Origin of the sequence: Bacillus carboniphilus (assembly GCF_020524035.2) — a bacterium.
Classification (GTDB): Bacteria; Bacillota; Bacilli; order Bacillales; family JAIVKR01; genus Bacillus_CC.
This window is the reverse complement of record NZ_CP129013.1, coordinates 195412-220707: the sequence shown is the minus strand read 5'-3', so window position 1 is coordinate 220707 and position 25296 is coordinate 195412. Positions and strand designations below refer to the sequence as shown.

Genomic DNA, 25296 nt, shown 5'->3' with positions numbered 1-25296 from the left:
TTACCTCACCAATAGCTTTTCATGACTTCTTTCGACCATTCTGGTTGGGTAATGACTCCTTTAGGAAGAAATTCCTCCATAACAGGTTTGATATCTAACACTGGTGTACCATCAATAGCATCTAAGCCTTTAACGTATAGTGTTGATCCTTCTTGCTTGATAAGTTCGACAATTGTACTTCCTATACGGTTCGGCCTGCTCTTCCCACGTTGAGAAAAAATACCGACCAAAGGAAGATGTTTATTATTTCTCGGGTGCCTGGCTCCTGTCACAATGCTACTCTCATCAACTAAATGAAAATAAAAAAGAATTTCAAGATGGGAAAAGTCCTCAATCCCCTTTAATGAATCTTCCCCAAAACTACTTGTCAGAAAAATTTTTGAATCAACCCTTTCCCAATGATCATCCTCCAGTTTGGTTCTCTCATTTTCGACAAACCCAATTGGTACTATGTTTAACATTTCATGTCCCCTCCCGCTAAAAGTTCCACTCGTATTATTCACCTTTTAAGTGCTATTTCCTTTTCCATTCTTTTAATAATTCTTCATATATAATCGCTGCATTTTTATCTTTTGGGAACAGAATCATATTCATTCGTTGCTGCTCCTCTTCTATCCTAGATGCTATAATACTTTTTAATTGAGCCGTTCTAAATAGTTGATTTTCAAAGGAGGATAACGACATTTCTAATAAAAGCTGCTGTTTATTTTTAAACGTAATCAGGGTTTGATTGTAATCACCTGTTTCATAACAGAGGATATAATGATGGGAGAGCCATGCACATTGAGAGCGGTGAGAAGATGTCGTAGGAAAGAGGAAGATGTTTGTTCCCGCATCAACCATTATAGGAGGTTTATGAGTAATTCTCATTAGTTCTTTTGTCCCAATTCGTCTTCCTTCATAACTAGAGCCAAAATATTTACAACTATCATCAACTACTTGTTTGGGACTCTTTTTAACATAAATATCTTTTTCAAATTCGATGATACGTGTAAACAATCCTTTATCACAGTTGAATGGAAGAATTGCCATCGAATACCGGTTCGCTTGATATTGATCAAGCCATGTAAAGTTATTTACCATATTTTCATCACCTCATTATTTATTAGGTATAAAGACCTAATCAAAAAATACCATATCTCACTAATAAAATCTATACTTTTTTGGATTATTATTTATTTTTTTCCACTTAAAGCATCGTTTTCAGTTTGAATCCTATGTCAAGAGTAGACATTTAAATTATTTTCTAAAAATTTAAAAAATTAAGTTGATTTTCTTTGTTAAACTCCATATACTAAAAAAAAGGTTAGAGGTGATGTTCATGAAAGAGAAAAAATCGTATACAGAACTCATGAAAACCTATCAGTCAAAGGAAAATGGTGCAATTGACAAAGTGTTAGATATGTATATTGAAATGCTCTGGGATGAAGCTCTATATAAGCATCATAAGTTAGCGCTTGAGAAGAAAATTGACTGTGCCCTTGATTCAAGGGATCATCAAGAGTTTCTGGTGTTATCAAAGCAGTATAAAGAACTTACCGCATATAATTTTTAACCCCCTATTGCCAATTGTAAATTGCCCCCTCTATAACTCGATCCACTTAAACTGTCACTTTTCGGTTCTTTGTGTTTAATCGTGGGGGCTACGGTCCCCTCCATAAGGTTACAAATTATTCTCTGAAGGTACATAGATTGTTTAAACATTGTAAGGGTTTATAGAAGTTCGTCCTAAAGGCTGCGGCTAGGGTATATGAGGTCCGCACCTACTACATTTAGAAATAAATGTGGACGACGAAAGTACATCATTCATCCTTTCCTTCATTAAACTGGTTAACTATATAATTCCTTATTGTTTCTTCATCGATATCTCCTACTGATGCACAAAAGTAACCTTTTTCCCATAATTGCTGACCCCAGTATTGTTTTTTCAATTGAGGAAATTGTTCTTGAAGTAAGCTTGATAATTGTTCCTTCAGGTATTGCACAATTTTACTTGGTACCATGTTAGATGTACATGAGATTAATAAGTGAACATGGTCTTTTCCTAGACTTCCTTGTAATACGGCTATCCCTCTTGCTTCACAACCTAGTCTAATTAGTTCTCGTGTTCTGACTGCAATTGAATCTTGTAAGAATTTATGATGGTTTTTCGTAACCCATATCACATGGTACTGGATATTAAAAACGACCTGCTGATTATTTTTATACACGTTCATCCTTTTCACCTCACCACATTAAGTATGTACACGAATAAGGAAGGCTAAAAGCTTATACCGTCTAAATACGGTGGAGTTAGTCGAGACCTCACTGGAAAATAGAAAAAAAGGCGTGCAATGTTGCTACACACCCTTTTTCTAATAGCTCTCACTTTCGATGTGTCGATCTTTCTAATTAAACTTTAGAAAATTGCTCTTCTTCAGTTGATCCAGATAGGGCTGTCGTTGAAGAAGTTCCTCCAGTAACCACTTGTGAAACTTGATCAAAATAGCCTGTTCCTACTTCACGTTGATGGCGAGTTGCTGTATATCCAAATTGCTCTCTTGAAAACTCAGCTTGTTGCAGCTCAGAATATGCAGCCATTCCTTCTGTTTTATATTTTCTTGCTAATTCAAACATGCTGTAATTTAGAGCATGGAATCCAGCTAATGTTACGAATTGGAACTTATACCCCATCTTCGCAATTTCTCTTTGGAACTTGCCAATTGTCTCTTCATCTAATTTCTTCTTCCAGTTAAATGATGGAGAGCAGTTATAAGCTAGTAATTTACCAGGGAATTTCGCATGGATTGCATCAGCAAACTTTTGTGCTTGTTCTAAGTTTGGTTCAGACGTTTCACACCAAATTAAATCCGCATATGGAGCATAAGCTAATCCACGAGCGATTGCTTGGTCAATACCTGCTTTTGTACGATAGAATCCTTCAGGTGTACGTTCTCCTGTAATGAATTCTTTATCACGATCATCAAAATCACTTGTAATTAAATCAGCGGCATCTGCATCCGTACGAGCTACTAATACGGTAGGAGTACCCATTACATCCGCAGCTAGACGTGCAGAGATCAAATTACGAATTGCGGTTTGAGTTGGAAGTAAAACCTTCCCACCTAAATGTCCACATTTTTTCTCAGAAGAAAGCTGATCTTCGAAGTGAACACCAGAAGCTCCGGATTCGATCATGCCTTTCATTAGTTCAAATACGTTTAATTGACCTCCAAAACCTGCTTCTGCATCAGCTACGATTGGAAGGAAGTAATCGACTTCGTCTCCACCTTCCATATGTTGAATTTGATCGGCACGTTGCAACGCTTGATTAATACGCTTCACTACATGCGGAACACTGTTAGCTGGGTATAAACTTTGGTCTGGATACATATTCCCAGAAAGGTTTGCATCAGCAGCCACTTGCCATCCGCTTAAATAAACTGCTTTTAAACCTGCTTTTGCTTGTTGAACAGCTTGATTTCCTGTAAGCGCACCTAAAGCGTTAATAAAATCTTCTTTATGAAGATTAGCCCAAAGCTTCTCTGAACCACGTTTTGCTAAAGTATGCTCGATATCGATTGAGCCTCGTAACTTAATCACGTCTTCTGCAGAATATGGACGTGTAATTCCACTCCAACGCTCATCATTTTTCCAGCTTTCTTCTAACTTTTGAATTCTTTCTTTGTTTGACATTCGTATTTCCCCCAATTTATTTATGATAGTTTTTGATACCCCGGTAACGTTAAGAACTCATCAAATTGATCATTTTTAACGAGCTGATCAAATAGCTTACTCGCTTCCTCAAAACGAGCCTCTTTAAAAGCTTGCTCTCCAAATTCTTGCTTAATTTTTTGTAATTCCTCACCTAGATACTGTTCGTATAGTTCAATGGTAATATCTCTTCCATCTACCAATACCCCTTTTGGATGGCGAATCCATTGCCATACTTGAGCACGAGAAATTTCAGCCGTTGCTGCATCTTCCATTAAATTGTGAATCGGAGCAGCTCCTCTTCCGCTAAGCCATGAAGCGATATAGCGAATACCGACATCAATATTCGTTCTTACCCCTTGTTCTGTAATATTCCCTTCAGAAATTTCAACCAGCTGTTTTGCTGTAATCGTAATATCCTCTAGTTTTTTATCAATCTGGTTCGGCTTATCTCCAAGCGCCTTATCAAAGGCTTCTAATGCTACTGGAACTAAACCTGGATGGGCAACCCACGTTCCATCATGACCGTCTGTTGCTTCTCTTTCTTTATCTGCCAGTACTTTGGCAAAGGCTATTTCATTTTTTTTGCTGATCATTTTTAACGGGTATTTGTGCTGCCATTCCCCCCATAGCATGCACATTCCGCTTATGACACGTTTTAATGGCTAATAATGAATAGGCTCTCATAAACGGAACCGTCATTGTTACCTCAGCACGATCTGGTAAGATCACTTCTTTATGATTACGAAACTTTTTAATATAACTGAAGATATAGTCCCATCTTCCACAATTCAATCCAGCTGAATGCTCTTTTAATTCGTATAAGATTTCATCCATTTCGAATGCAGCTAAAATCGTTTCAATTAAAACTGTTGCTTTAATTGTACTTTGTGGAATACCTAAATAATTTTGAGCAAAAACGAATACATCATTCCACCAGCGTGCCTCTAAATGACTTTCAAGTTTCGGAAGGTAGAAGTATGGACCGCTTCCATTCGCTAATAATGTTTTCGCATTATGGTAGAAATATAGTCCAAAGTCCATCAAACTACCAGAAATCGGTTCATCTCCTAGTACAATATGTTTCTCTTCTAGATGTAAACCACGGGGTCTAATAATTAAGGTAGCAATTTCTTCATTGAGCTTATAGTCTTTTCCATTTTCGGCTGTGAAGTCGATTTCTCTTTTATTGGCATCTTTTAAATTGATTTGCCCATCAATAATGTTGCCCCAAGAAGGTGATGTAGCATCTTCAAAATCAGCCATAAACATTTTCGCTCCAGAATTGAGAGCGTTTATAATCATTTTTCGATCAACAGGACCTGTTATCTCTACTCGACGATCGAGTAAATCTTTCGGTAAAGAAGCTACCGTCCAGTCCCCTTCACGAATATGTTTAGTTTCTTCTAAAAATGTTGGCATTTCACCAGCATCTAATTTTTTTTGACGTTCTACTCTCATTTCAAGAAGCTGTTTCCGTCTTTCACCAAAATGAGACTCGAGTTTAGCAACAAAATTCAAAGCATCGTCTGTCAATATTTCATCATAGCGATCATTGAGTTTTCCGATCACTTTTAAGCCTGATGACGTATAAGTCTCCATCCCGTCGTTGTCACATCCTTTGCTATTTGTTATAGTACAGATTTTTTTCTACACTATTAATATATAACAGATTATTCGGAAATGGAAGTACTTAGAGAAACTTTTTTCATAAATTACTAGAAAAATTTCAATACTCTTTTAAAACAAGGACTTTAGAAACAGAAAAAAACTACTCAAAGGTCAATAACCTAGAGTAGTTTACCCATTACTGTGAGCGATATTTAAAGTTGTACAGGTTTCGCTATTTTGATTGGTAATTAGTTCTCATTCCATGTCGTTTGACTTGAAGCCTTTACGGACACAATTCTTTAATAATACGGTCCTAGCATAGTTCCAGTCCTTTCAATAATATGGAAGGCTATTATGCCTGCTTCTCCATGTAAAACGCACGTTTCTAACTGAAAAAAAGCGTACCAAATCAAATTGTGATAATTGTATCATTTTATTTATCAGTCACAATTACTCCTCTTCTGTTTCACCAATATAATTAATCCTTTCTAACAAGGTTGGATGACTATACTTAAAAAACTTTACAAGCGCTGGAGGGTGTACTTCACTTAATCCTGCCCTCGATAATTCTTGAAAAGACATAACCGCAGCTTCAGGATTGTCTGTCATTTCAATTGCGTACATATCCGCACTCTTTTCTTGAAAACGGGAGACATAGTTTTCGGCAGGAGATGATATAAAACTAAGCATCCCCAAGAGCAATAGAAACAAGGGAAGAGATGACAAGTCGCTCACTTCGGTAACCTTGAAATACGAGCCCCATCTGTCAACAATTAAATTCATTAGGCGATAAATTAAATATAACCCTACAAAGGAGAGAACCAAATAGCCAGCTATTCCGATATAAATATGATGCATAACATAGTGACCAATCTCATGGGCCATGATGAACAAAATTTCATCTTCAGTTAACTGCTCTAAGGTGGTATCCCACAAGACAATTCTTGAATTATCACCTATTCCTGTCACATAAGCATTTAATGCGTTTGTTTTCTCGGACATATCTACTTCATAGACGTGATCGGCTGGGATATTCGCTTGCTCTGCATAAGACAAGATTTTTTTTTCTAACTCTTTATCTTGAAGAGGATAAAATTCGTTATAAAGAGGGTCCAGTATGACAGGCTGAATGAACATTAAAAACAAGGAAAACGGAACCGATAAGAGCCACGCATAAAGCCACCAACGTTTTTTAAATTTACGAATGAGTGTATAAAGAACAGCCATCATGATCCACATTAACAGGAAATTCACAAAAAAATCGATGATTTGGTCATTGATCCAGTCTCCGGTTGCTTGTGTCGATATATTATAGGATAAAGATATTTGATAACTCAGCCATTCAACGGGAAAGGAAATAACATTAACTAACAGCGATAACCAAAAGAAGTAAAGACCCGTTTGAATAAATGAAACACTTGTGGCTGTCGTTGAAGCTTTTTGTAGCCACTTTGATCCCCCTACAATTAAAAAAACAAAAAAGATAAACCATTCAAAGGGAATTAATACAAAGTACAGGAAGTTTTTAATGTTAGAATACTCTTCAGTGAGCATAAGTTCCCTTGCATTCATAAACGTTTCAGGATCAGCTGCCGTCCCTTTATAAGCTTCTGGTATAGCAATATCGTTACTCATAAATAAATACCAATAAAAAAATAACCCATATATAAAGTAGATAATAACTGATAAAGTTAAGCCTCTTCTCAAGCGTAACCCTCCTTGTATACAAGCCTATAGTATTATTGTAGATCATTTATTAAAAGTTAGAACTATTTGTTTTAAAAGAGGGTAAAAGAAAAGCGCAAGTGACCGTTTAGGAACGACAACAAATGTAGGAACATCATCTAAAGTAACCACGTCCTGTTAACTAACGATGATGCTAGACAACAATGAAAGTTCACCTAGGCTTTCCCCTTGGATGTACTCCATAATTATTACTTGTTTTCCATTTACATTGGTTACCTCCATTATTTTAGGAACAGGCAACCCAGATGAATAAGCAAATCTTTGTTTATTTGCTTCATATAATGCTTCTGTTTCGGGTAAATAGTCATTCAAAACTTTAACAACCACACCTTTATACAAGTATAGTTTTGCGGTATTTCCAACGGCTATAGGTTCACCTAAATCCAATTCTATCTCTCCTTTTTTATACGTTAAAACCCTACGGTCGAGCCGTAGGGTTTCGGTTAAAATTTAGGTTTTCGTTTTTCTTGAAAGGCTCTTAATGCTTCTTTTCGATCTTCGGTTGGTATTGTGATTTCATAAGCTTTTCTCTCAATCTTCAATCCCGTTTGCAAATCTACTTTCATTCCATTTTTAATGGAAAACTTAGCCTGTTTGAGGGCAATGGGACCGTTCGCTAGTAGTTGATTAATTAGCTCATCACAAGCGGTCTGTAGTTTTTCTTTTGGAACGACTTTTGTCACTACTCCATAGTTAAAAGCCTCTTCACCTGTTAATCTCTTAGCAGTTAAAATCAGCTCCAGTGCCTTCGCTTCACCAATTAATCTCGGTAAACGCAGCGTACCTCCAGCACCTGGAATAATAGCTAAACTCGTTTCTGTTAACCCTAACTGCACATCTGAGTGAACAATTCGAAAATCACATGCCAACGCTAATTCAAGTCCACCGCCAAAGGCATAACCATTTATAAGTGCAATGGTCGGCTGAGGAAGCTCATCAATTTTCGTGAATAGCTCCCCCATTTTGTTTAAATTTCTAATGACTTGTTCATCTGATAAATTTTTTCGTTCTTTTAAATCAGCACCTGTGCTGAATGCTTTTTCACCAGCACCTGTAACAACCACTACACGAACTTCTGAATTCATCCGAATTTCATCGATTACGCGATCTAACTCGATAATGGTTTCATAATTGAAACAGTTTAAACTCTCCGGACGGTTGATTGTAATCGTAGCAACATGGTTCTTTTTCTCACAAAGAATCGTTGACATCATTAACTTTCCTGTAACACTTTTTGTTTTAGCGCTCTACGTAAAATCTTCCCTGTCGTATTTTTAGGAAGTTCTTCTAAAAATTCTATACTACTCGGTAATTTATATTTGGCCAAATGTTCACCCAAAAAGATTTGTAAATCTTCTTCTTTCAATTCGGGGTTTTTTGACACAACAAACGCTCTTACCGCTTCTCCACGTTCAGGATCAGGCACGCCAAACACGGCACACTCAATGACATCTTTATGATCGTATAATACTTCTTCTACCTCACGAGGGTAAACATTATACCCACCAACTAAAATTAAATCTTTTTTACGGTCAACAATGTAAAAATAACCTTCTTCATCCATTTTCGCTAAATCGCCTGTATAAAGCCATCCTTCACGGATCGTATGCTCTGTTTCTTCAGGCATTTTATAATACCCTTTCATTACGTTAGGACCTTGCACGACAAGTTCGCCCACTTCTCCAGGAGCTACTTCATCGCCAAGTTCATTGACGACTTTATTTTTAATGCCCATTACATCTGTTCCGATTGAACCAGGCTTTCTAGGACGATCTAAAGGATTAAATGCTGTAACAGGAGACGCTTCTGATAGACCATAACCTTCAGAAACCATGACGTTAAATTTCTGTTCAAAACCTTTTAAAAGAGCGACTGGCATAGAAGCTCCACCAGAAATACACACCCTTAGCGATTCGAAAGCTTCTGGTTTTCCATTTTCATATTGAAGAAGGAAATTATACATCGTCGGAACCCCTGAAAATACCGTTACTTTATATGTTTCTACTAATCTGAAAATTTCCGCAGGACTAAATTTCGGTACAATAACAACTGTTGCCCCACTTATTAAAGGACCATTCAAGGCAACCGTTAAGCAAAATACATGGAACATTGGTAAAGCAGCTATTACTTTATCACTCTTATCATATTTTAAATATTGAGCAACATCACTTGCATTCGCATAAATGTTGCGATGAGTAAGCATGGCTCCTTTTGGTTTACCAGTCGTACCTGAAGTATAAAGAATCATCGCAACGTCTTCTTCATTTAACTCAGGTCCTTGGTAACGAGGGTCTCCCATACCAAGACATTTTGTAAACGGTTTCATTTTTGTTTTAATTTGTGGGTAAGCATCTTCATTCACCGTTTCGCCTGTTTCACAATAGACGATTGTTTCAACTTTCGGAAGAGCTTTCTCCATTTTTTCAAATAAAGGTAACAGCTTATCAAGTGTAATGACAAGTTTTACATCACCGTTGTTTAAAATGTAGCCCATTTCATCTGGTGTATAAATCGGATTTACCGGTATGACTGTCGCTCCTAATCGAAGAGCGCCATATAAACCGATCACATAATGTGGTGTATTTCCCACAATCAAAGCGATGTGGTCCCCTTTTTGAACACCCATTTTTTCCAAGCTTGAAGCGAACATTGAAACAGAAGCATTTAACTCAGCATAACTCGTTTCTTTGTCCATAAATAAATAAGCAGGTTTCTCTTGATGAATTGCAGCAGTTTCGGCTAACTTCTTCGGTAAATTCAATTCTCCCACCCCTTGTTGAATGATTGGTCATTCACTTTTCTTTCTCTACTTAATTTTACCCCTTTATCAAGTGTGTTCAAATATTTTTTTCTTTTGAACATGCACTCTAATCATTAAGTTGAGTTTAATTTAAAAAAAGTTCTGAATATATTATAGTAAATGAAAAAAATTCCCTCAAGTGTTATTAAAAAATTTGTTGAAAAAAAGGAGGGATAGCCTCCTTTTTTACTGAGTAAGAAAGAATAAAAATCTGTCCTTATTCGGATGGTGCTTTTATTTTTGTCTAGCTCCATTGCCCAGCAACTCCGACGCACACGATATGCTAGCGCAGGCGTTAGTCACAGGAAGTGACTGTACTTAGTTGACGTTCCTCATCATTCGTTGCTAAACGGGCGCTTGCGCTTTTTTAATAAACTAAATCAATAAATTCTTCTTTTGATAGATTACCAAAATAATGGTTAACATCCATATTAGACAAAGCAGCCACAATCGATTCACGTTCATACTTTATTCCTTGCAGCAATTGTTCAACCTCAGCCACATCACCAATCCCAAAGAAGTCCCCGTAAATTTTAATATCATCAATGACTCCTTTAATGACATTCAAACGTACATCAATTTGTCCGATAGGAAAACGATGAGAGTGTTGCAAATTAAACTTTGGTGATTTTCCAAAATTCCAATCCCAATTACCGTAACGTTTTTTTGAAATTTCCTCTATCCCCTTCCAATCTGATTCCGTTAATTGATAGCATGGAACTTCTTCTACATTTTGCACGTTAAAAATCGATTTCAAAAGAAGCTCTTTAAACTCTTCCATCGCTAGATCTTCCTTTAAAAACTCAGCAATATTAGCTACTCTGCTACGAATAGATTTGATCCCTTTTGATTGAATTTTATCCTTTTTCACATTTAATGCTGAAACTACTTGTTCAATGTCAGAATTTAACAGAAGTGTTCCATGAGAAAACATTCGACCTTTCGTTGTGAACTGTGCATTTCCAGAAATCTTTCTCTCATTTACAAGGATATCGTTCCGGCCACTTAGCTGTGCTGAGACACCTAATTTGTTTAGTGCTGAAACAATTGGATCGGTAAATTTCTTATAATTGTAAAAGCTATTTCCATCGTCTTTCGTAATGAAACTAAAATTCAAGTTTCCAAAGTCATGGTACACTGCTCCTCCACCTGAAAGACGACGAACGACGTTAATTCCTTTTTCATCCACATATTTTGTATTGATCTCTTCAACGGCATTTTGATTCTTTCCAATAATAATACTCGGTTCATTTATATAAAACAGTAAATATGTATTGTCTTTATTTAGATTTGAGAGACAATATTCTTCTATAGCTAAGTTTATTTTAGGATCTGTTATTCCTTGATTATCTATGAAATACATGACGACAGTTCCTCCTCAGTTTATCTGTGTTGTTTTCCCTTCTTCAGCTAATGAAACCGCTCCGTCGTAAACCGTTTTCGCTTCTTCTATTAGCTGGTTAAGATCCCCGCTATGAGGTAAGTGGGTGAGCCATAACTCTTTCACTTTTGCTTTTTGAGCAATGTTGGCTGCTTCTGTACTTGTCATATGCCCAATCGGCGCACCATTTTGATCCGCATACAAATTACATTCTGATAACAACAAGTCCGCTTCTTTTGCAAAAGGAATAAAGTCTTCTTTAAAGCTTGAATCCGCTGTATAAACAATTGTAGCATTTCCATCAGAAATTCTCATCGCATAACAATCAACAGGGTGATCCGTTTGCAAAAATGAAATCGAAAATGGTCCAACCGTTAATAGACGATTCGGTTGATAGGCGGTCCCACACGTAACATCTTTATAAGAAAGACATTGAAATTTTTCTTGATTAAAAGGATGTCCGTAAATGGGTAATATTTTATTCACCTCACTCTGTTGAATCAACCTAGCATATTGAAGCGGTCCAATATCAGCGATATGATCGTGGTGATAATGAGATAAAATAACGGCATCTATTTCCACTATTGCGATATATTTTTGAAGCTGAGATAAAACAGCACTTCCACAATCAACTAATAATTTAAAATTGGCAGACTCAATTAAATAGCCTGATGAGGCCTCTCCTTTATTAGGATATCCACCCCAAAAGCCAATGACAGTTACTTTCATCAAATCAACACCTTTAATGAATTTCATCCCTTCTTTACTATACCCAATCGAGATAAAAATCGAAAGCACTTGAAAAGAACCAATGTCTATTTTTAGAGGATGGTGAAAATTGTATTAAAACAGACGTTGACTTTATAAATCTGTTATAATACAATAAAGTTACAATAAATCAGGAGGCGATTTCGAATGTTAGTTAAAATGACTGAATTTTTAAATAAATTACCTCGTAAAAAATGCTCATCTTGTGGCAAGGAAATCAATGAACAACATGAATGCTATGGAAACACTTGTAACGAATGTCTTTGTGTTAAATAAAAGCAGAGTCTATCCCTTAACCACAGTATAATAATTGTAAAAATAACCCCTCACCTTTTCCATTAGGAATTTGTGAGGGGTTTGATCTATAAACAATTATGAATGATTTTCCACTAGTTTTTCGTTATTTCTAATCCCTCATCATAGGAACTTAATTCCTTTATCAAACCTTGTAATCATCCCCATAAGCAAACGTCCACAAAAAAAGCCTGTTTAAGTATAATTAACCCAAACAGGCATAAATCCTAACTTAACTCTTCACAGTTCAACCTGATATTTATTTAAAAAGTCATGAATTCTTCCAATATTTTTTTCAATGTAGGAACGTGGATCATCCTCAACTAAAAGAACATAGTTTATAAAATTAACCCTTCTAGCCGTCATTAATAAGTCCAGATCGAACTCATTAAATTTCGGTAATGGTCGTACTCTTTCGTATCCACGGAAGTACAATTGTTTAACATTCTCATATTCAAAACGGTCATCATATCGGTAATAGAACAACATATTTGCAATATCATGGATTGGTAAGGCTAACATCGAGTCTTCAAAATCAATGACATGCATATCACCTTTGTCGACCATAATATTCCACGGATTGAGGTCTGCATGTATTAATTGAAGGTTGTTTTTACCTTCCTTATAATACATAGCTAATTTCTCATCAAGATAGGGGATGAATTTATCTAGTAATTCAATGTTATCCATGGATATGTGCTTCTGATATTGTTGATTTTTATATACTGGTTGTTCACCCTTATAGTAAAAAACTTTATCCCAAACTCTTGGAATCATAGATTCTGGTAATGTCAATCCCATCGTTGTATTATGCATTAATGCTGTAACTTCACCTAATTGCATAAAACGGGTTTCGTTCTCGTTTTCATCTAAGTCTTCTCCCTCTAACCAACTGTATAGGATTACTCTTTTTGTATTAGAGAAAAATTTAGAATCAATAAGTTGAATATAATCTCCATTAATTCCTTTAATGATGTTAGGGATTGATACATTATTATCCTTATTAATCATACTTATAAAAAATACTTCAACTAAATTATCTTCTAATGTACTTGATTCTTCCTGAAATATTTTTAGGAGATATTGATTATCGTAATAGTCAGTTAATTTAAAGAATATATTAGTTTCTTCTGTAAAATAGGATAAGTCTTTTATTCTTAAGTCATACTTTTCAATGGCCAATTCCGCAATATTATGGTATTCTTTTTGTAATTTTGTCATAGTAATACATCCTTTTAATTTAGTAATTTTCATATAAATTATCAATTACTAAATTAGGATTATAAAAAGAAAAAAAACATTTTGGAAACCTCCTCAAATGTTAAGATTCTATAAAGCTATATGAATTCCTTCTATAATGTGAAATCCAATGCTTCGATCTGTTAAATATTTCATTACACCTCATCTCAATCATTTTTTCTTAAAATAATTAATATGACTATTTAAAAAGTCCTACGATGGCCAGGATGTGAGCAAAGGGATTCAGCTTTTCTATTCAGCGTCCTTTTTTTCTATCTTTTTAAACACACACTATCAATATCTTTTTTTGTATAAATATTTACTGGTAAGGTTATTATTGAGTGAGGAAATGTAATCTCGTTGTAGAATTATTTCACCGTTCGTTTCCTTCAGAGATAAGCTATTCAATTCCAATGGTATAGTAGGTTCTCCCCATGCTATAATAAGTTTTCCTCCCAATTCTCTCCCTATACCTTCATTGACAATTACATCATTTTTTAACCATTGTAATGTGAAATATTTCATCAACCTTTTTATCTTTACCTTTAGATGAATACTCTTCTTTTGATGATAATATCTTGCATGATAAGTTCCTTCAAATCCTTTGTACCCTTTTTCTCTGAAAAGATATCCACAACCTTTTGAAAGCATGTCTTGTGTAGCCCATGATGCTAGCAAAAATGAACAATTCCCCTTTATAAAGAGAATAAATACAGACCCCACCTTTAGAAGTAGAGGATTTAAGATGATCATTAATTGGACGTGCAACAATTAAATAATCTGTGCATTCTATACCAGTTCCGGTTGATTGAATAAAAAAGGTCTGTTTATTCCCCCGCCTTTCAGCCCACCTGCAAATAATCACATCCCCATTTGGTTTAATGTCTAATACCTGACTCCTAATACCCTTTTCAATATACCATTGTCCAAAAAATTTTTTCATCTTTACTCTCCTATAAAACCATGATTGAATATGGTTATCTATTATAGAGGTTATTCAAAAATTCATACGATGGCCTGGATGGTCTAACATCATCGTTTGCCACAGGACGTGGCTGAACTTAGATGATGTTCCGTAGTTGTCCGTCGAATAATTTTGTTGGCTTTCTTTTCCGCTCCTCAGGCGCACACGATATGCTAGCACAGGGGTTAACTCGCGCGAAGTGGTTGATTTTAGCCTATGTTCCTTAAGTACACCACCTCGTTCTTCTTGACTCTTTTTCCCCCTTTTTTTTTGAACACGCACTTATAGTAGGTTTATAACAAGCACTAGCTATTACTCAGGTACTTTCGAAATCTAAAAAAGCAGTGCCTCTATTAACGAGACACCATTTCTTTCACCTCACTCTCCTCTCCAACTGTAGAAGCTCTAATGATTAGTTTTAAAGGAAGAGAGAGGATTTCTGTTGAAACTTTGTTATGTATCTTGTTGAATAAAACAAGTGCTGCTTTTTCTGCCATTTCCTGAACAGGTTGATGAACGGTTGTAATTGGCGGTTGCAACAATTCAGCAATCGGTTGATTATCAAAACCAACGACAGCTAAATTTTCTGGAATGGACCATCCAACCCTTTTTGCTTCGGCTATGATTCCCGCAGCAACCTCATCTGAGCCAGTAAAAATGGCTGTAGGTGGTTTTTGTAAATGAATGATACTCTTAATAATTTCTCTTCCGCTCTCAATATCATCTGCTTTTCTATAAGTAAGTTCTTCATCAATTATTAGCTGATAATCGATTAAGGCTTGTTTAAAACCCTTTTCTCTTTCCTTTGCCACATTACTTTTATGTTGGCCACAGCAATAAGCGATTCTTTTATGACCTAGTTTGATTAAATGTTCTGTTGCTTCGTAAGCTCCTCGCTTTTGGTTTAAAGATATAGTAGGAACATCGGCTTTTTCTTCATATTCATTCACAAGGATGATGGGTCCATATTGAAGATATGGATGGACTTCCTTCCAATCATTCTCTAAGGATGCCATGATAACACCATCAATTTGCCTTGTTTTAAGCAGGTCTAAATAGGTCAATTCTTTTTCCTTAGAATATTGCGTTTGGCATACTATTAATTGATAGTCAGACTTTGAAATCGTAATCTCTAGCGTCTCTATAAACTTACTAAAAAATAAATTTGTCACTCTCGGTATGAGTACTGCGATGATTCCCGTTCGTTGATTTCGAAGGCTCCGCGCGGATGAATTCGGCACATACCCTAACTCTTTCATTGCATGCAACACTTGTTGTCTTTTCGTTTGTGAAACATAAGGGTGATTGTTAATAACTCTGGATACCGTTGTTCTTGATAACCCTGCTAGTTTTGCAACATCCTCAATTGTCGCCATTATCCCATCTCCATTTGAAATCGTTTTCATTTTATTTTAGCAAAGTTTATCTATTTTTTGTAAACTATTTTTCCATTTCTTAAATTTGAGAAGGTAATGTTCAAAACAATATGAACTATTTCTTAATAAACAAAAAAGCTTAGAGAACATAACTCTAAACTTTTTTGTTTCTCCTATTACACAGGCTGAAGGACTCGATTCACGACTTTTTCAACTGCTTCTTTTCCTTGGTCAATACAATCTGGTATGCCTAAACCTTTAAAAGAAGCTCCTGCTAAAATGATTTCTGGATACTGCTTGCTCATTTCTAATTCAATTTTTTCAAGGTTTTCTTTATGACCGACTAAATATTGTGGCATTGACTCTTTTAATCTTGTCACGATTGAAAAGTCGGGCTCTCCTGTTAATTTTATGATGCGACCTAAATTATCTAAAACTTCATTGACAATTTCTTCATCTGATTTGTCAACGATCCCTTCTGCTCCAGGCTTGCCTACGTAGGCTCTCAGTAATACTTTTCCTTCTGGAGTTGTATGCGGCCATTTTTTATGAGTCCATGTGTTAGCTGTAATAGAATACTTTGCATTACGAGCAATAACAAATCCTGTCCCGTTCATTAATCCTTGAATTCGATCTTTCGGAAAAGCCATCGCTACCGTTGCGACAGAGGTTGCCGGCATCTTATCAAAATAAGAAATCGATGAAATCGAATCAATCATATTCGTCAATAAATAATGTGGCACTGTAGAAATAATATGGTCAGCTATTATTGATCCACCATCACTTAAAGTAATAATGGATTGATTCCCTTGCTTTTGAATCGTTTTCACCGTGGTATTTTTCTGAATCGTAACATCCGTCAGTTGCTTTTCAATTTCTTCAACTAGACTAGAAAGACCCGATTTTAACGTTTGGAAGATCCCTTTTTTCGGGCTATGCTTATCATTTTTCTTCATCGTTTGCATTTTTTTCAAACCTAAAACTAAACTACGGTGCTTTTGTTCTAACTGATAAAACTGTGGGAATGTAGCCATCAAGCTAAGGTCATCAATATCCCCTGCATATATTCCTGATAAAAGAGGTTCTATCAAATTTTCAACGATTTCATTTCCAAATCTTCTTCTAAAGAACTTCCCTAAAGATTGATCCCCGTTTACTTCATGGGCAGGTAAAACAAAATCTGCCGCAGCTCTCATCTTTCCAGGAAAAGAAAAAAGACCAGAAGTAACAAAAGGTCCGATATTTGTTGGTATTCCCATCACAGAACCTTCTGGAATTGGATGAAGTTTATCCTTCACGAGGACATATGATTGACCGGTTGCATTATTGACAAGCTCATTTCCTAGGCCAACATCTTTGGCTAATTGTCCAGCACTTGTTTTTCTTTCTAAAAAAGAATCTGGACCTCGTTCAATGACAAAACCATCTCGTTTTTCCGTTTCAATTTTTCCTCCTAATCGATCATTTCCTTCGATTAAGGTAATTTTTAGTGGCAACTGCTTTTCTCTTATTTGTTTTTGAAGATAAAAAGCAGCGGATAATCCCGTGATTCCACCGCCTATGATTACTACTTGTTCAGTCATTTATATCGCCTTCTTTAACCTATGATTTCATATCAAGATGCTTTAATACGATATCCGCTAAGCAATCAATAAACTCTCGCTTCGCATTTGGCATTTCAGGTCTGTAGTATGCAGCACCTAACTCATCCGTTACAACTTTACATTCATAGTCGTTATCATACAACACTTCTAAGTGATCTGCTACGAACCCAACTGGAGTATAGACAAACGAGCGATAGCCTTTTTGTTCATACAAATCGCGGGTTAAATCTTGTACATCAGGACCTAACCATGGGTCCGGTGTATTCCCTTCGCTTTGCCATCCAATCTCATAATTCTTTACACCCGCTGATTGAGCAATCAAATCGGCTGTTTCTTGGAGCTGGTCAGGATAAGGGTCTCCATTTGCAATAATCTTTTCAGGAAGGCTATGAGCAGAAACAATAAGAACGGCTTTTTCTCTTTCCTCTTTTGACATTGATGAGAACGTATCCTTTACTTTATCCGCCCAATATTGGATAAACTTTGGTTCTCTATACCAGCTTTCGATACATGTAATGGAAGGGCCTCCTAATTCCTCAGCCGCTTTTTTGGCACGACCATTATATGATTTGACGCTAAAGGTTGAAAAGTGAGGAGCTAAAACGATACTTACAGCTTCTTCAATACCATCCTTATGCATTTGCTCCACAGCATCTTCTACAAAAGGTTCAATATGTTTTAAACCTAAATACATTTTGAATTCTATTTGGTCTTGTTGCTCATTTAAATATTCTTCCAGTCCTTTTGCTTGATCTAATGTAATTTGTGCAAGCGGAGAGATTCCTCCGATTGCTTGATATCGTTCTTTTAAATCTTCAAGATGGTGTGCCTCAGGTTTTCGTCCACGACGTATATGCGTGTAATAACGTTCGATATCTTCCTCATTGTATGGTGTTCCATAAGCCATCACAAGTAAACCCATCTTTTTTCTCACCAAAATGTCCACCTCTTCAAATGATGTTATTTATACATAAAATAAATAATTAATCCCCATTCTATTTTGCCATTTAAATGTCTAAATAGACAACTATTTAGTCTTATTATAAAAAAATAATAAATATAATTTCATGCTCAAATAGAATTAATCATTTACTTTGGAATATTCTTGAACAAAAGCAGTGAGGCGCTTTAACGTTTCTGGGTTAACTTCTGGAAATACACCATGTCCTAAATTAAAAATCATGGAACCATTTTCTTTTCCTTCATCTAAAATCTTCTTCGTTTTCTCTTCTATATATTCCCATGGTGCTAATAATACGGATGGATCTAAATTTCCTTGCACCGTTTTATCAATGCCTTTTTGTCTCGCCTCTTTAATAGACATTCTCCAATCAAGTCCAACTACATCTAGAGGAAGGTCATTCCAATCTTTTGCTAAGTGGCTTGCACCCACTCCGTGCATAATAAAAGGAACTTTTTCATTTTTCAATTGGGAGAAGATTCGATTCATAATAGGCTTGCAGTACATTCGATAATCTTCAACACCTAGGGCTCCTACCCATGAATCAAAAATTTGAATCGCCCCAGCACCTGCATGAATTTGTGATTTTACATATTCAACAACCATGTCTCCTAGCTTGTCCATCAAAAGAAACCATGCTTTTGGCTGAGAATACATGAATGCTTTCGTTTTGTGATAATTTTTCGAAGGACCACCTTCTATCATATAGCTTGCTAATGTAAAGGGAGCTCCAGAGAAACCAATTAATGGAACGGATAGCTGTTCTGTTGTCAACAGTTTAATGGTGTCTAGTATATAAGGTATATCTTCAACAGGATTAATTTCTCCAAGTTTTTCAACATCATGAATCGATTCGATGGGCTGATCAATAACAGGTCCAATCCCCGATTTTATCTCTACATCCACACCTATGGCTGGAAGAGGAGTCATGATATCTTTGTATAAAACAGCGGCATCTACATTATATTGTTCAACCGGTAAACGTGTCACATATGCGCACAGTTCAGGCTGATGAGTAATTTCAAATAACCCATATTTTTCTTTAATTTTTCGATATTCCTTTTGAGACCTACCCGCTTGTCTCATATACCAGACTGGAATATGATCGGTCTTTTCTCCCTTACACGCCTTTATAAAAGTGTCATTAAACATAGCCTTCCACTACCTTTCTCTAGCCCAAAAATGGATCGCTCTTTTTATAATAATATTAAATGTGTGCATTTTCCCCTTATAAACTATAACGTTTTCATAGATTGTTGTATACCCAGTGACGAAATGTGTCAAAAATTAGACAAAATGTGAATACAATCACAATGAGAAAAGCAGATGTGCCCGGTTAGCGACGACGACTAAGATAGGAGTATCATCCGAAAAAAGGATTATAAATCTAAAAAAGGATCATCAACCTAAAAAAGGATCATCAACTAAATACAGCCACGTCCTGTGGTAACGTTGATGCTAGAACCTCCTGTTCATCGACGTCCTGTGGTAACGTTGATACTAGAACCTCCTGTTCATCGACGTCCTGTGGGCAACGATATTAAAATGCAGTGGAAGATCTCCTAATTACGAGTAGATCCATCTCCACCCTAGAAACCTGTGTTTCGGAGCGAGACAATATGAAAACTAGAATATAGGTAGCCATTTCCTATTGAAATGGTTACCCAGTAAATTAATCATTTACTTTCTTCACTGCTGGTAAGTACAGTTTTTTTAATGTCTCTTCTGTCGGTTCAAAAAGACGGGTGATCAGATTGAATTCATCTAAAGGAGCTGGTAGCCAGTTTGACTCTTTCCCTTCAGGAGGTTCATGACTCATATAAATGTCCAAAGAACCGTCTTCATTATACTTTAACCCTTCTGTATTTGATCCAATGGAATAACGATTCATTTCATTTTCTACTAAATACATGTCTTGATTATACATCGTGATCGACCAAAATGCCTCAACATCGGGAAGTTCCTCTTTTTCAAAATGAATCCTATACACATTTTTCCCATCATATTTTTCAGCTGATTGATCCGTATAAGACCTTAAATACGTTTGTATCTCTTTTACATTTGCTTCAAAGCCTGAATACGTTATGTAGGCTCTTGCTAAGTAATCCTCCCCATAAGAACCAATGACTTTCGCATAGCCCCAATTGTTTGTCGTTTTTAAATTGAGAGGAAAGCTGTTTTGAATAATTTTCGGTGCATCATTTATTGCACGTTCCAAACCGCTTTTGACTTCATCGCTTAAGTTTGCTTCATCAAAACCTTTGTTTACATCTATACCTACCTTTGCAAATTGGTTAAGAAGAGATTCTTCAGACGTCGGCGGAGGATTTTGTTGCATAGATTGGACCATAACATCAAAAAACGATAATGAAGTAAAAACATCACTAGGTACCTCAATAATTGGTTGATTGCCCGCGAAGGGAATCAGCTTTTTAATTTTCACACCTGTTTCTAATTCAATCGCTTTTTGCACGTCTTCTCCTACTTCTGTACGACCTAAAAGCCAAATAGAATTTGTAGGTGCTTTAAGAACCTCTATATCTTCTGGCACTTCTCCGCTCCAATTAGGTCCTACAATTACATATTGCTTTTCTTCATTACTCCCTCCTACCCCTGGTACATTTTTAAATGTATTCGTATAACTATCTAACATTTGCACGGTGTAAAAACGATCTTCTTTGTTTTCAGGAATCGTTAAGATGATTGGTGTTTGTGACAAATCTAACCATGCCGATGAATATAATGTATCCGCATTTGGTGAAACAATGTCTGCATAAGATGGAGTATCTAGTTTCTCTGAATAATAAAATTCATTAATAGAAGCTCTAGTCTTGATTAGCTCTTGTTTTGTCCGTTCATATTCCACTATTGGATAACCATAAATATAGGCCTTCAATCCAATTAAATAAGCCAACGTTTCTTCAGATGAGACATCTATTTCATCAAGAAAATTCTCATTTGTTATTTTAGGGATCTCATTTGCATTAATTGAAGACGGTGATAAGTAACTAAGTATCAGTAAAAAAATGAAAAGACTTTTTAATTTCATTTTTTCCCTCCTTGATATTTTATACTAGGTGGAAACCTACTCTATCTTATTGTCTTATCAACCTGCATTTTTTATCCAATTATCAAATGAAATAAGTTGATTATTTTGCACTTAAATAACTCACTCTGTTCACAATCAGTTCATAATCGAATTTTAAAATTTAATAGACTCATTTTCATATCAAGGAGGATTTATCTATGAAATACTTGAATATTAAACATCTTAAAAAGAAAGGTTTCCTTATTCTATTCACTTCACTAATATTTCTAGGCTCGACTATGTACTTAACTAAGCCAGCCGATTATGAGTATGATGAATGGGCATTAGAACTTATTTCTGAGAGAGAAGCTGAAGAAAATCCCCTAAAAGAGGTTGGTTTACAACTTCTAGGGGAAAAAATTATCGCTGACAACACATTCGTAGAAGACTACTTTTTTTTGAAAGTTTATACAACCAGTTTAAATGATAAAGAACTGAAAGTGATTGGTTTATATAACAATTTTATTCCTATTAGTATAAAGTGAAAAGATCGTTTTACACTATCCTCACTCTTAAATTGTTTCTAACTGCTACCAGCTAGGTTTGATATATTTTGAACCACCCTCTTCTTGACCTGTTTGCGAGTTAAAAGGAACAACCTTATAAAGAGAATCAGAAAGTATATTTATATAAGGAATGTCTATCTTATTATCACCAATAACCGTCTCAACCAATTTTTCTTCATCCCCTTCTTTTTTATAAATCCTATATTGTATTCTTTGATCAGCTTGACTTTCCCAGTGTATTTCAACCGCAAATAATTTTAAGGGGGTAAACCTATATTTTGCCGTCACTTGTTCCAATGAATCGATTCGAATGGGTTCTTCCAAATCGTTAACTTCGTTAGGGACTTTAAAGACAGGCGTTACTTCAAGGTTTGACATGGTTAAAATATCTTTAAATAGTATGGTCGGATAAGAACTACCACCTTTTAGGTAATGCTCTTTTGTCGTTTGATCGTATCCCATCCATACCGTCCCCGTTACTTCTGGTGTATACCCAACAAACCAAGCATCTCGAGAAGCACCTTCAACAGCAGGATAGGAGGTTGTACCTGTCTTTCCAGCGAGTGAACCTGGGTAATCACCCTCACGACCTGTCCCTCTTTTCACAACATCCTCTAGCATTCTTGTCATATTCCAAGCCGTTTGCGGTGAGTATACTAATTGGTTCTCCTTTTTCACTTCAGCAATTATCTCCTGGTCTTCATTTACTATCTTCTCGATAAAATAGGGCTCGCTATATTGACCAAGCTGAGCGAATGTGCGATAAGCATTAGCTAAATGAAGGGGAGATGCACCTTTAGTTAGTCCTCCTAATGCGATGGCTAACCCTTGATTGTCTTGAATTTTTATTCCATTCTTCTCGATATACTCTACACTCTTATCTATTCCTAATTCATTTAAAGCCCAAACGGCTGGAGCATTTTTACTTTCAACGAGAGCATTATAAAGGCTGACCTCTCCTTCGTATATACCATCATAGTTTTTCGGACTATAAGACTCATATGACCTCTCTTCATCTTTTAATAATGAATATGGTGTAAAGGTATTCTCTTCTATAGCAGGAGCATATACTGCGAGAGGTTTAAAAAGTGAACCAGGTTGTCGATTCATATCAATACGGTTAAATCCATTTCGAATATAATTACGTCCTCCTATCGCTGAAATAACTCCTCCTGTTTGATTGTCTAGTAGCACAAATGCTCCTTGAACTTGATCGTCCGTCGCTGGAAAATAATCTTGATTCTCAAATAATTGAAAAGACGTTTTTTTGTACGTCCAAGTTCAATGGTACGACAATCGTATAGCCTCCTTTATAAAGCTCTTCACTTGAAAGAGAATACTTTTCTTCCGCTTCTTGAATAACCATATCTATATAAGATTGCAAAAACTGCTGATTGTTATGATCACCTATATTTATAGACAAACTTTTTCTTTGAGCTTTAACCGCTTCCTCTGCTGTTATATGCCCCTGATCCTCCATCAATGATAAAACTAGATTTCTTCGTTGTTTACTGTTTTTAGGTTCATCAATGGGTGAGTAGTTAGAGGGGGCCTTTGGTAAACTTGCTAGTAAAGCTCCTTCTTCTAGCGATAGTTCCTCCACATCTTTTTGAAAAAAATAATGAGCAGCTGCTTGAATTCCATATGCTCCATGACCAAAATAGATCTTATTTAAATACATCTCAAGTAGCTTGTCTTTACTATAATTATCCTCTAAATTTATTGCAATGATGGCTTCTTTAGTTTTTCGTAAAAATGATTTTTCATTAGTAAGAAAGACATTTTTCGCAAGTTGTTGTGTAATGGTACTCCCACCTTCAACTTTATCCCAAGCGATCATATCTTTAACGAGTGCACGACCAATTGCAGATAAATCTAACCCATGATGTTCATAAAAACGTTGATCTTCTGTAGCGATAAAGGCTTGTTGAACGTGAGGGGGAATATCATCAATTTCAACTAACTCTCTATTTTCAATAAATAACTTCGTCACTTCTTTTCCTTCTAAGTCAACAATGGTAGTCGATTGATTGAATACAAGCTCTTTTTCATCAACAACGTAATCACCGAGAAGGATGACAACCAAATAAACGAATAAAGATAAGCTGAAGGATATAAACAAGAGGATTAAACTAAACAGTATTTTTTTCTTCATAATTTCGCTCCTTCATGCTAGTTTATGTAACCTACAGTATGCCAGTTTTCGTCGTATTTTTCACTATTTAAATAATCTATAGACAGTTCTTCTTATTATTAGTAAAATAAGGATTTATTATGAGTGTTTTAGGAAAAGGAGGGGGAATAATGAATAATAGGATTAAATGGTATTCCATTATTGGGTTGGCTACAGTCATGTCAATCTTTGGTTCCATTGGCTTTGTTGCAGCTGAAACCGAATTACAGCCCCTAGAGCTTGTTTTCATACGTTGTGTATTTGGTGCATTTTTCTTAGGTTGTTTATGGGTGGTAAAAGGAGGTCCTAGAAATGAAAAGTGGAGTTTTAACGAAGGAATCAAAGTGTTAATTGGTGGTGTCATACTAGTATTGAATTGGATTTTCTTGTTTCTTGCCTTTGAAAACTTGCCTGTCACATTAACGGTGTCCATCTATTATTTAGCTCCTGTTGTTGTTTTATTGTTAGGAAGTTTCTTTTTTCGAGAAAAACTAACCAGGCTTTCTGTTCTCTCCATTTTTTTATGCTTTACCGGAACCATTATGATCATGGGATATGATCATTCTTTATCTAGCTTTCTTTCATCGGGATTTCTTTGGGCACTATTAGCCGCTCTTTTTTATGCAATACTCACTCTAATTGGAAAAAGCATCTCATCTCTTAGTGCATATGCTACTTCTTTTATTCAAATATCAATTGGGATGTTATTACTATCTCCATTTGTTCATTATGACAAGTTCCTTCATCTGAGTTTGACTAATTGGATTGCCGTTTTCATTATGGGGATTGTTCACACAGGCATCGTTTATTTACTATTTTTCGCAAGCATACGTCACTTATCTTCCTCCGTTACTTCTGCTTTACTATTTTTAGATCCTGCTGTTGCAATCTCCCTAGATATGTTAATGACAAACTTTCGAGCTACTCCATTGCAGACATTCGGACTTGTGCTTACATATGGTGGTATAGGTTGTGTATTATTATCTCCTTTTTTGAAAACCTTGATTCAAAGAGCAACAATAAAAGAGAAATAGAAGCGTTATTTGTAAGAAAAGCGCAAGCGCCTGTTTAGCGACGCACAACAATTGGAAC

At 35.8% G+C, this 25296-nt stretch carries 20 protein-coding genes and 3 pseudogenes; 4 read left to right on the top strand and 19 right to left on the bottom strand.

What is annotated here, in order from left to right:
• Positions 1 to 5 precede the first annotated feature (5 nt).
• Both LC087_RS01120 and LC087_RS01115 read right to left on the bottom strand, forming a co-directional pair.
• Positions 6 to 461, bottom strand: a complete 456-nt coding sequence (locus LC087_RS01120) for an SAM-dependent methyltransferase (protein ID WP_226539302.1) — start codon at positions 459 to 461, stop codon at positions 6 to 8.
• Positions 462 to 513: 52 nt separating this feature from the next.
• Positions 514 to 1083 (bottom strand): competence protein ComK, encoded by a 570-nt coding sequence (locus LC087_RS01115; protein ID WP_226539303.1) that lies wholly within the window; start codon positions 1081 to 1083, stop codon positions 514 to 516.
• A 238-nt stretch (positions 1084 to 1321) separates the two neighbouring features.
• Between LC087_RS01115 and LC087_RS01110 the strand changes: the two genes are divergently transcribed.
• Positions 1322 to 1555: an IDEAL domain-containing protein gene (locus LC087_RS01110; protein ID WP_226539304.1), complete on the top strand. Its 234-nt coding sequence runs from the start codon at positions 1322 to 1324 to the stop codon at positions 1553 to 1555.
• 247 nt (positions 1556 to 1802) lie between these two features.
• Here the strand turns inward: LC087_RS01110 and tnpA are convergent, their stop codons facing one another.
• The 9 genes and pseudogenes from tnpA to LC087_RS01065 form a co-directional block, all read right to left on the bottom strand.
• Positions 1803 to 2216 (bottom strand): IS200/IS605 family transposase, encoded by a 414-nt coding sequence (gene tnpA / locus LC087_RS01105; RefSeq protein ID WP_226539305.1) that lies wholly within the window; start codon positions 2214 to 2216, stop codon positions 1803 to 1805.
• 175 nt (positions 2217 to 2391) lie between these two features.
• Entirely contained in the window at positions 2392 to 3675 is a 1284-nt protein-coding gene (gene aceA, locus LC087_RS01100; RefSeq protein WP_226539306.1) for an isocitrate lyase, read from the bottom strand.
• Positions 3676 to 3695: 20 nt separating this feature from the next.
• Positions 3696 to 5295 (bottom strand): annotated as a pseudogene (aceB, locus tag LC087_RS01095) (malate synthase A).
• Positions 5296 to 5754: 459 nt separating this feature from the next.
• Complete coding sequence (locus LC087_RS01090; RefSeq protein ID WP_226539308.1) at positions 5755 to 7011, bottom strand: M48 family metallopeptidase; 1257 nt, start codon at positions 7009 to 7011, stop codon at positions 5755 to 5757.
• Positions 7012 to 7191: 180 nt separating this feature from the next.
• Positions 7192 to 7437, bottom strand: a pseudogene (locus LC087_RS01085) (aminoglycoside phosphotransferase family protein); the annotation flags it as partial.
• A 56-nt stretch (positions 7438 to 7493) separates the two neighbouring features.
• Positions 7494 to 8261, bottom strand: a complete 768-nt coding sequence (locus LC087_RS01080) for an enoyl-CoA hydratase-related protein (RefSeq protein ID WP_306019825.1) — start codon at positions 8259 to 8261, stop codon at positions 7494 to 7496.
• 2 nt (positions 8262 to 8263) lie between these two features.
• Entirely contained in the window at positions 8264 to 9811 is a 1548-nt protein-coding gene (locus LC087_RS01075) for a fatty acid--CoA ligase family protein (RefSeq protein ID WP_226539310.1), read from the bottom strand.
• A gap of 406 nt (positions 9812 to 10217) precedes the next feature.
• Positions 10218 to 11213 (bottom strand): lipoate--protein ligase, encoded by a 996-nt coding sequence (locus tag LC087_RS01070; protein ID WP_226539311.1) that lies wholly within the window; start codon positions 11211 to 11213, stop codon positions 10218 to 10220.
• A 15-nt stretch (positions 11214 to 11228) separates the two neighbouring features.
• A complete protein-coding gene (locus LC087_RS01065; protein ID WP_226539492.1) occupies positions 11229 to 11960 on the bottom strand; it encodes an MBL fold metallo-hydrolase in 732 nt (243 codons plus the stop codon).
• 186 nt (positions 11961 to 12146) lie between these two features.
• Here LC087_RS01065 and yhfH point away from each other — a divergent pair, with 186 nt between their 5' ends.
• Positions 12147 to 12275 (top strand): protein YhfH, encoded by a 129-nt coding sequence (gene yhfH / locus LC087_RS01060; protein ID WP_226539312.1) that lies wholly within the window; start codon positions 12147 to 12149, stop codon positions 12273 to 12275.
• A 258-nt stretch (positions 12276 to 12533) separates the two neighbouring features.
• On the opposite strand, the gene LC087_RS01055 is transcribed toward yhfH, so the two are convergent.
• The 7 genes from LC087_RS01055 to LC087_RS01025 form a co-directional block, all read right to left on the bottom strand.
• Positions 12534 to 13514 (bottom strand): phosphotransferase enzyme family protein, encoded by a 981-nt coding sequence (locus tag LC087_RS01055; protein WP_226539313.1) that lies wholly within the window; start codon positions 13512 to 13514, stop codon positions 12534 to 12536.
• A gap of 613 nt (positions 13515 to 14127) precedes the next feature.
• Complete coding sequence (locus tag LC087_RS01050; RefSeq protein ID WP_306019824.1) at positions 14128 to 14475, bottom strand: hypothetical protein; 348 nt, start codon at positions 14473 to 14475, stop codon at positions 14128 to 14130.
• A gap of 374 nt (positions 14476 to 14849) precedes the next feature.
• Positions 14850 to 15872, bottom strand: coding sequence for a LacI family DNA-binding transcriptional regulator (locus LC087_RS01045; protein WP_226539315.1), 1023 nt, complete (start codon positions 15870 to 15872; stop codon positions 14850 to 14852).
• Positions 15873 to 16048: 176 nt separating this feature from the next.
• The gene (hemY, locus tag LC087_RS01040; RefSeq protein ID WP_226539316.1) at positions 16049 to 17455 is read right to left on the bottom strand and encodes a protoporphyrinogen oxidase; all 1407 of its coding nucleotides are present in this window, start codon (positions 17453 to 17455) and stop codon (positions 16049 to 16051) included.
• A 19-nt stretch (positions 17456 to 17474) separates the two neighbouring features.
• Positions 17475 to 18413, bottom strand: coding sequence for a ferrochelatase (gene hemH, locus LC087_RS01035; protein ID WP_226539317.1), 939 nt, complete (start codon positions 18411 to 18413; stop codon positions 17475 to 17477).
• Positions 18414 to 18557: 144 nt separating this feature from the next.
• Positions 18558 to 19589 carry a uroporphyrinogen decarboxylase gene (gene hemE, locus LC087_RS01030; RefSeq protein WP_226539318.1) on the bottom strand — a complete coding sequence of 344 codons (1032 nt, stop codon included), beginning with the start codon at positions 19587 to 19589 and terminating at the stop codon, positions 18558 to 18560.
• A gap of 520 nt (positions 19590 to 20109) precedes the next feature.
• Positions 20110 to 21486, bottom strand: coding sequence for a DUF1254 domain-containing protein (locus LC087_RS01025; protein ID WP_306019823.1), 1377 nt, complete (start codon positions 21484 to 21486; stop codon positions 20110 to 20112).
• Between the two features lie 197 nt (positions 21487 to 21683).
• Between LC087_RS01025 and LC087_RS01020 the strand changes: the two genes are divergently transcribed.
• The gene (locus tag LC087_RS01020; RefSeq protein ID WP_226539320.1) at positions 21684 to 22010 is read left to right on the top strand and encodes a DUF4359 domain-containing protein; all 327 of its coding nucleotides are present in this window, start codon (positions 21684 to 21686) and stop codon (positions 22008 to 22010) included.
• A gap of 45 nt (positions 22011 to 22055) precedes the next feature.
• Here LC087_RS01020 and LC087_RS01015 read toward each other — a convergent pair.
• Positions 22056 to 24186 (bottom strand): annotated as a pseudogene (locus tag LC087_RS01015) (transglycosylase domain-containing protein).
• 149 nt (positions 24187 to 24335) lie between these two features.
• On the opposite strand from LC087_RS01015, the gene LC087_RS01010 reads away from it, so the two are divergent.
• Positions 24336 to 25238 carry a DMT family transporter gene (locus LC087_RS01010; RefSeq protein ID WP_226539322.1) on the top strand — a complete coding sequence of 301 codons (903 nt, stop codon included), beginning with the start codon at positions 24336 to 24338 and terminating at the stop codon, positions 25236 to 25238.
• The last annotated feature ends 58 nt before the right edge of the window (positions 25239 to 25296 follow it).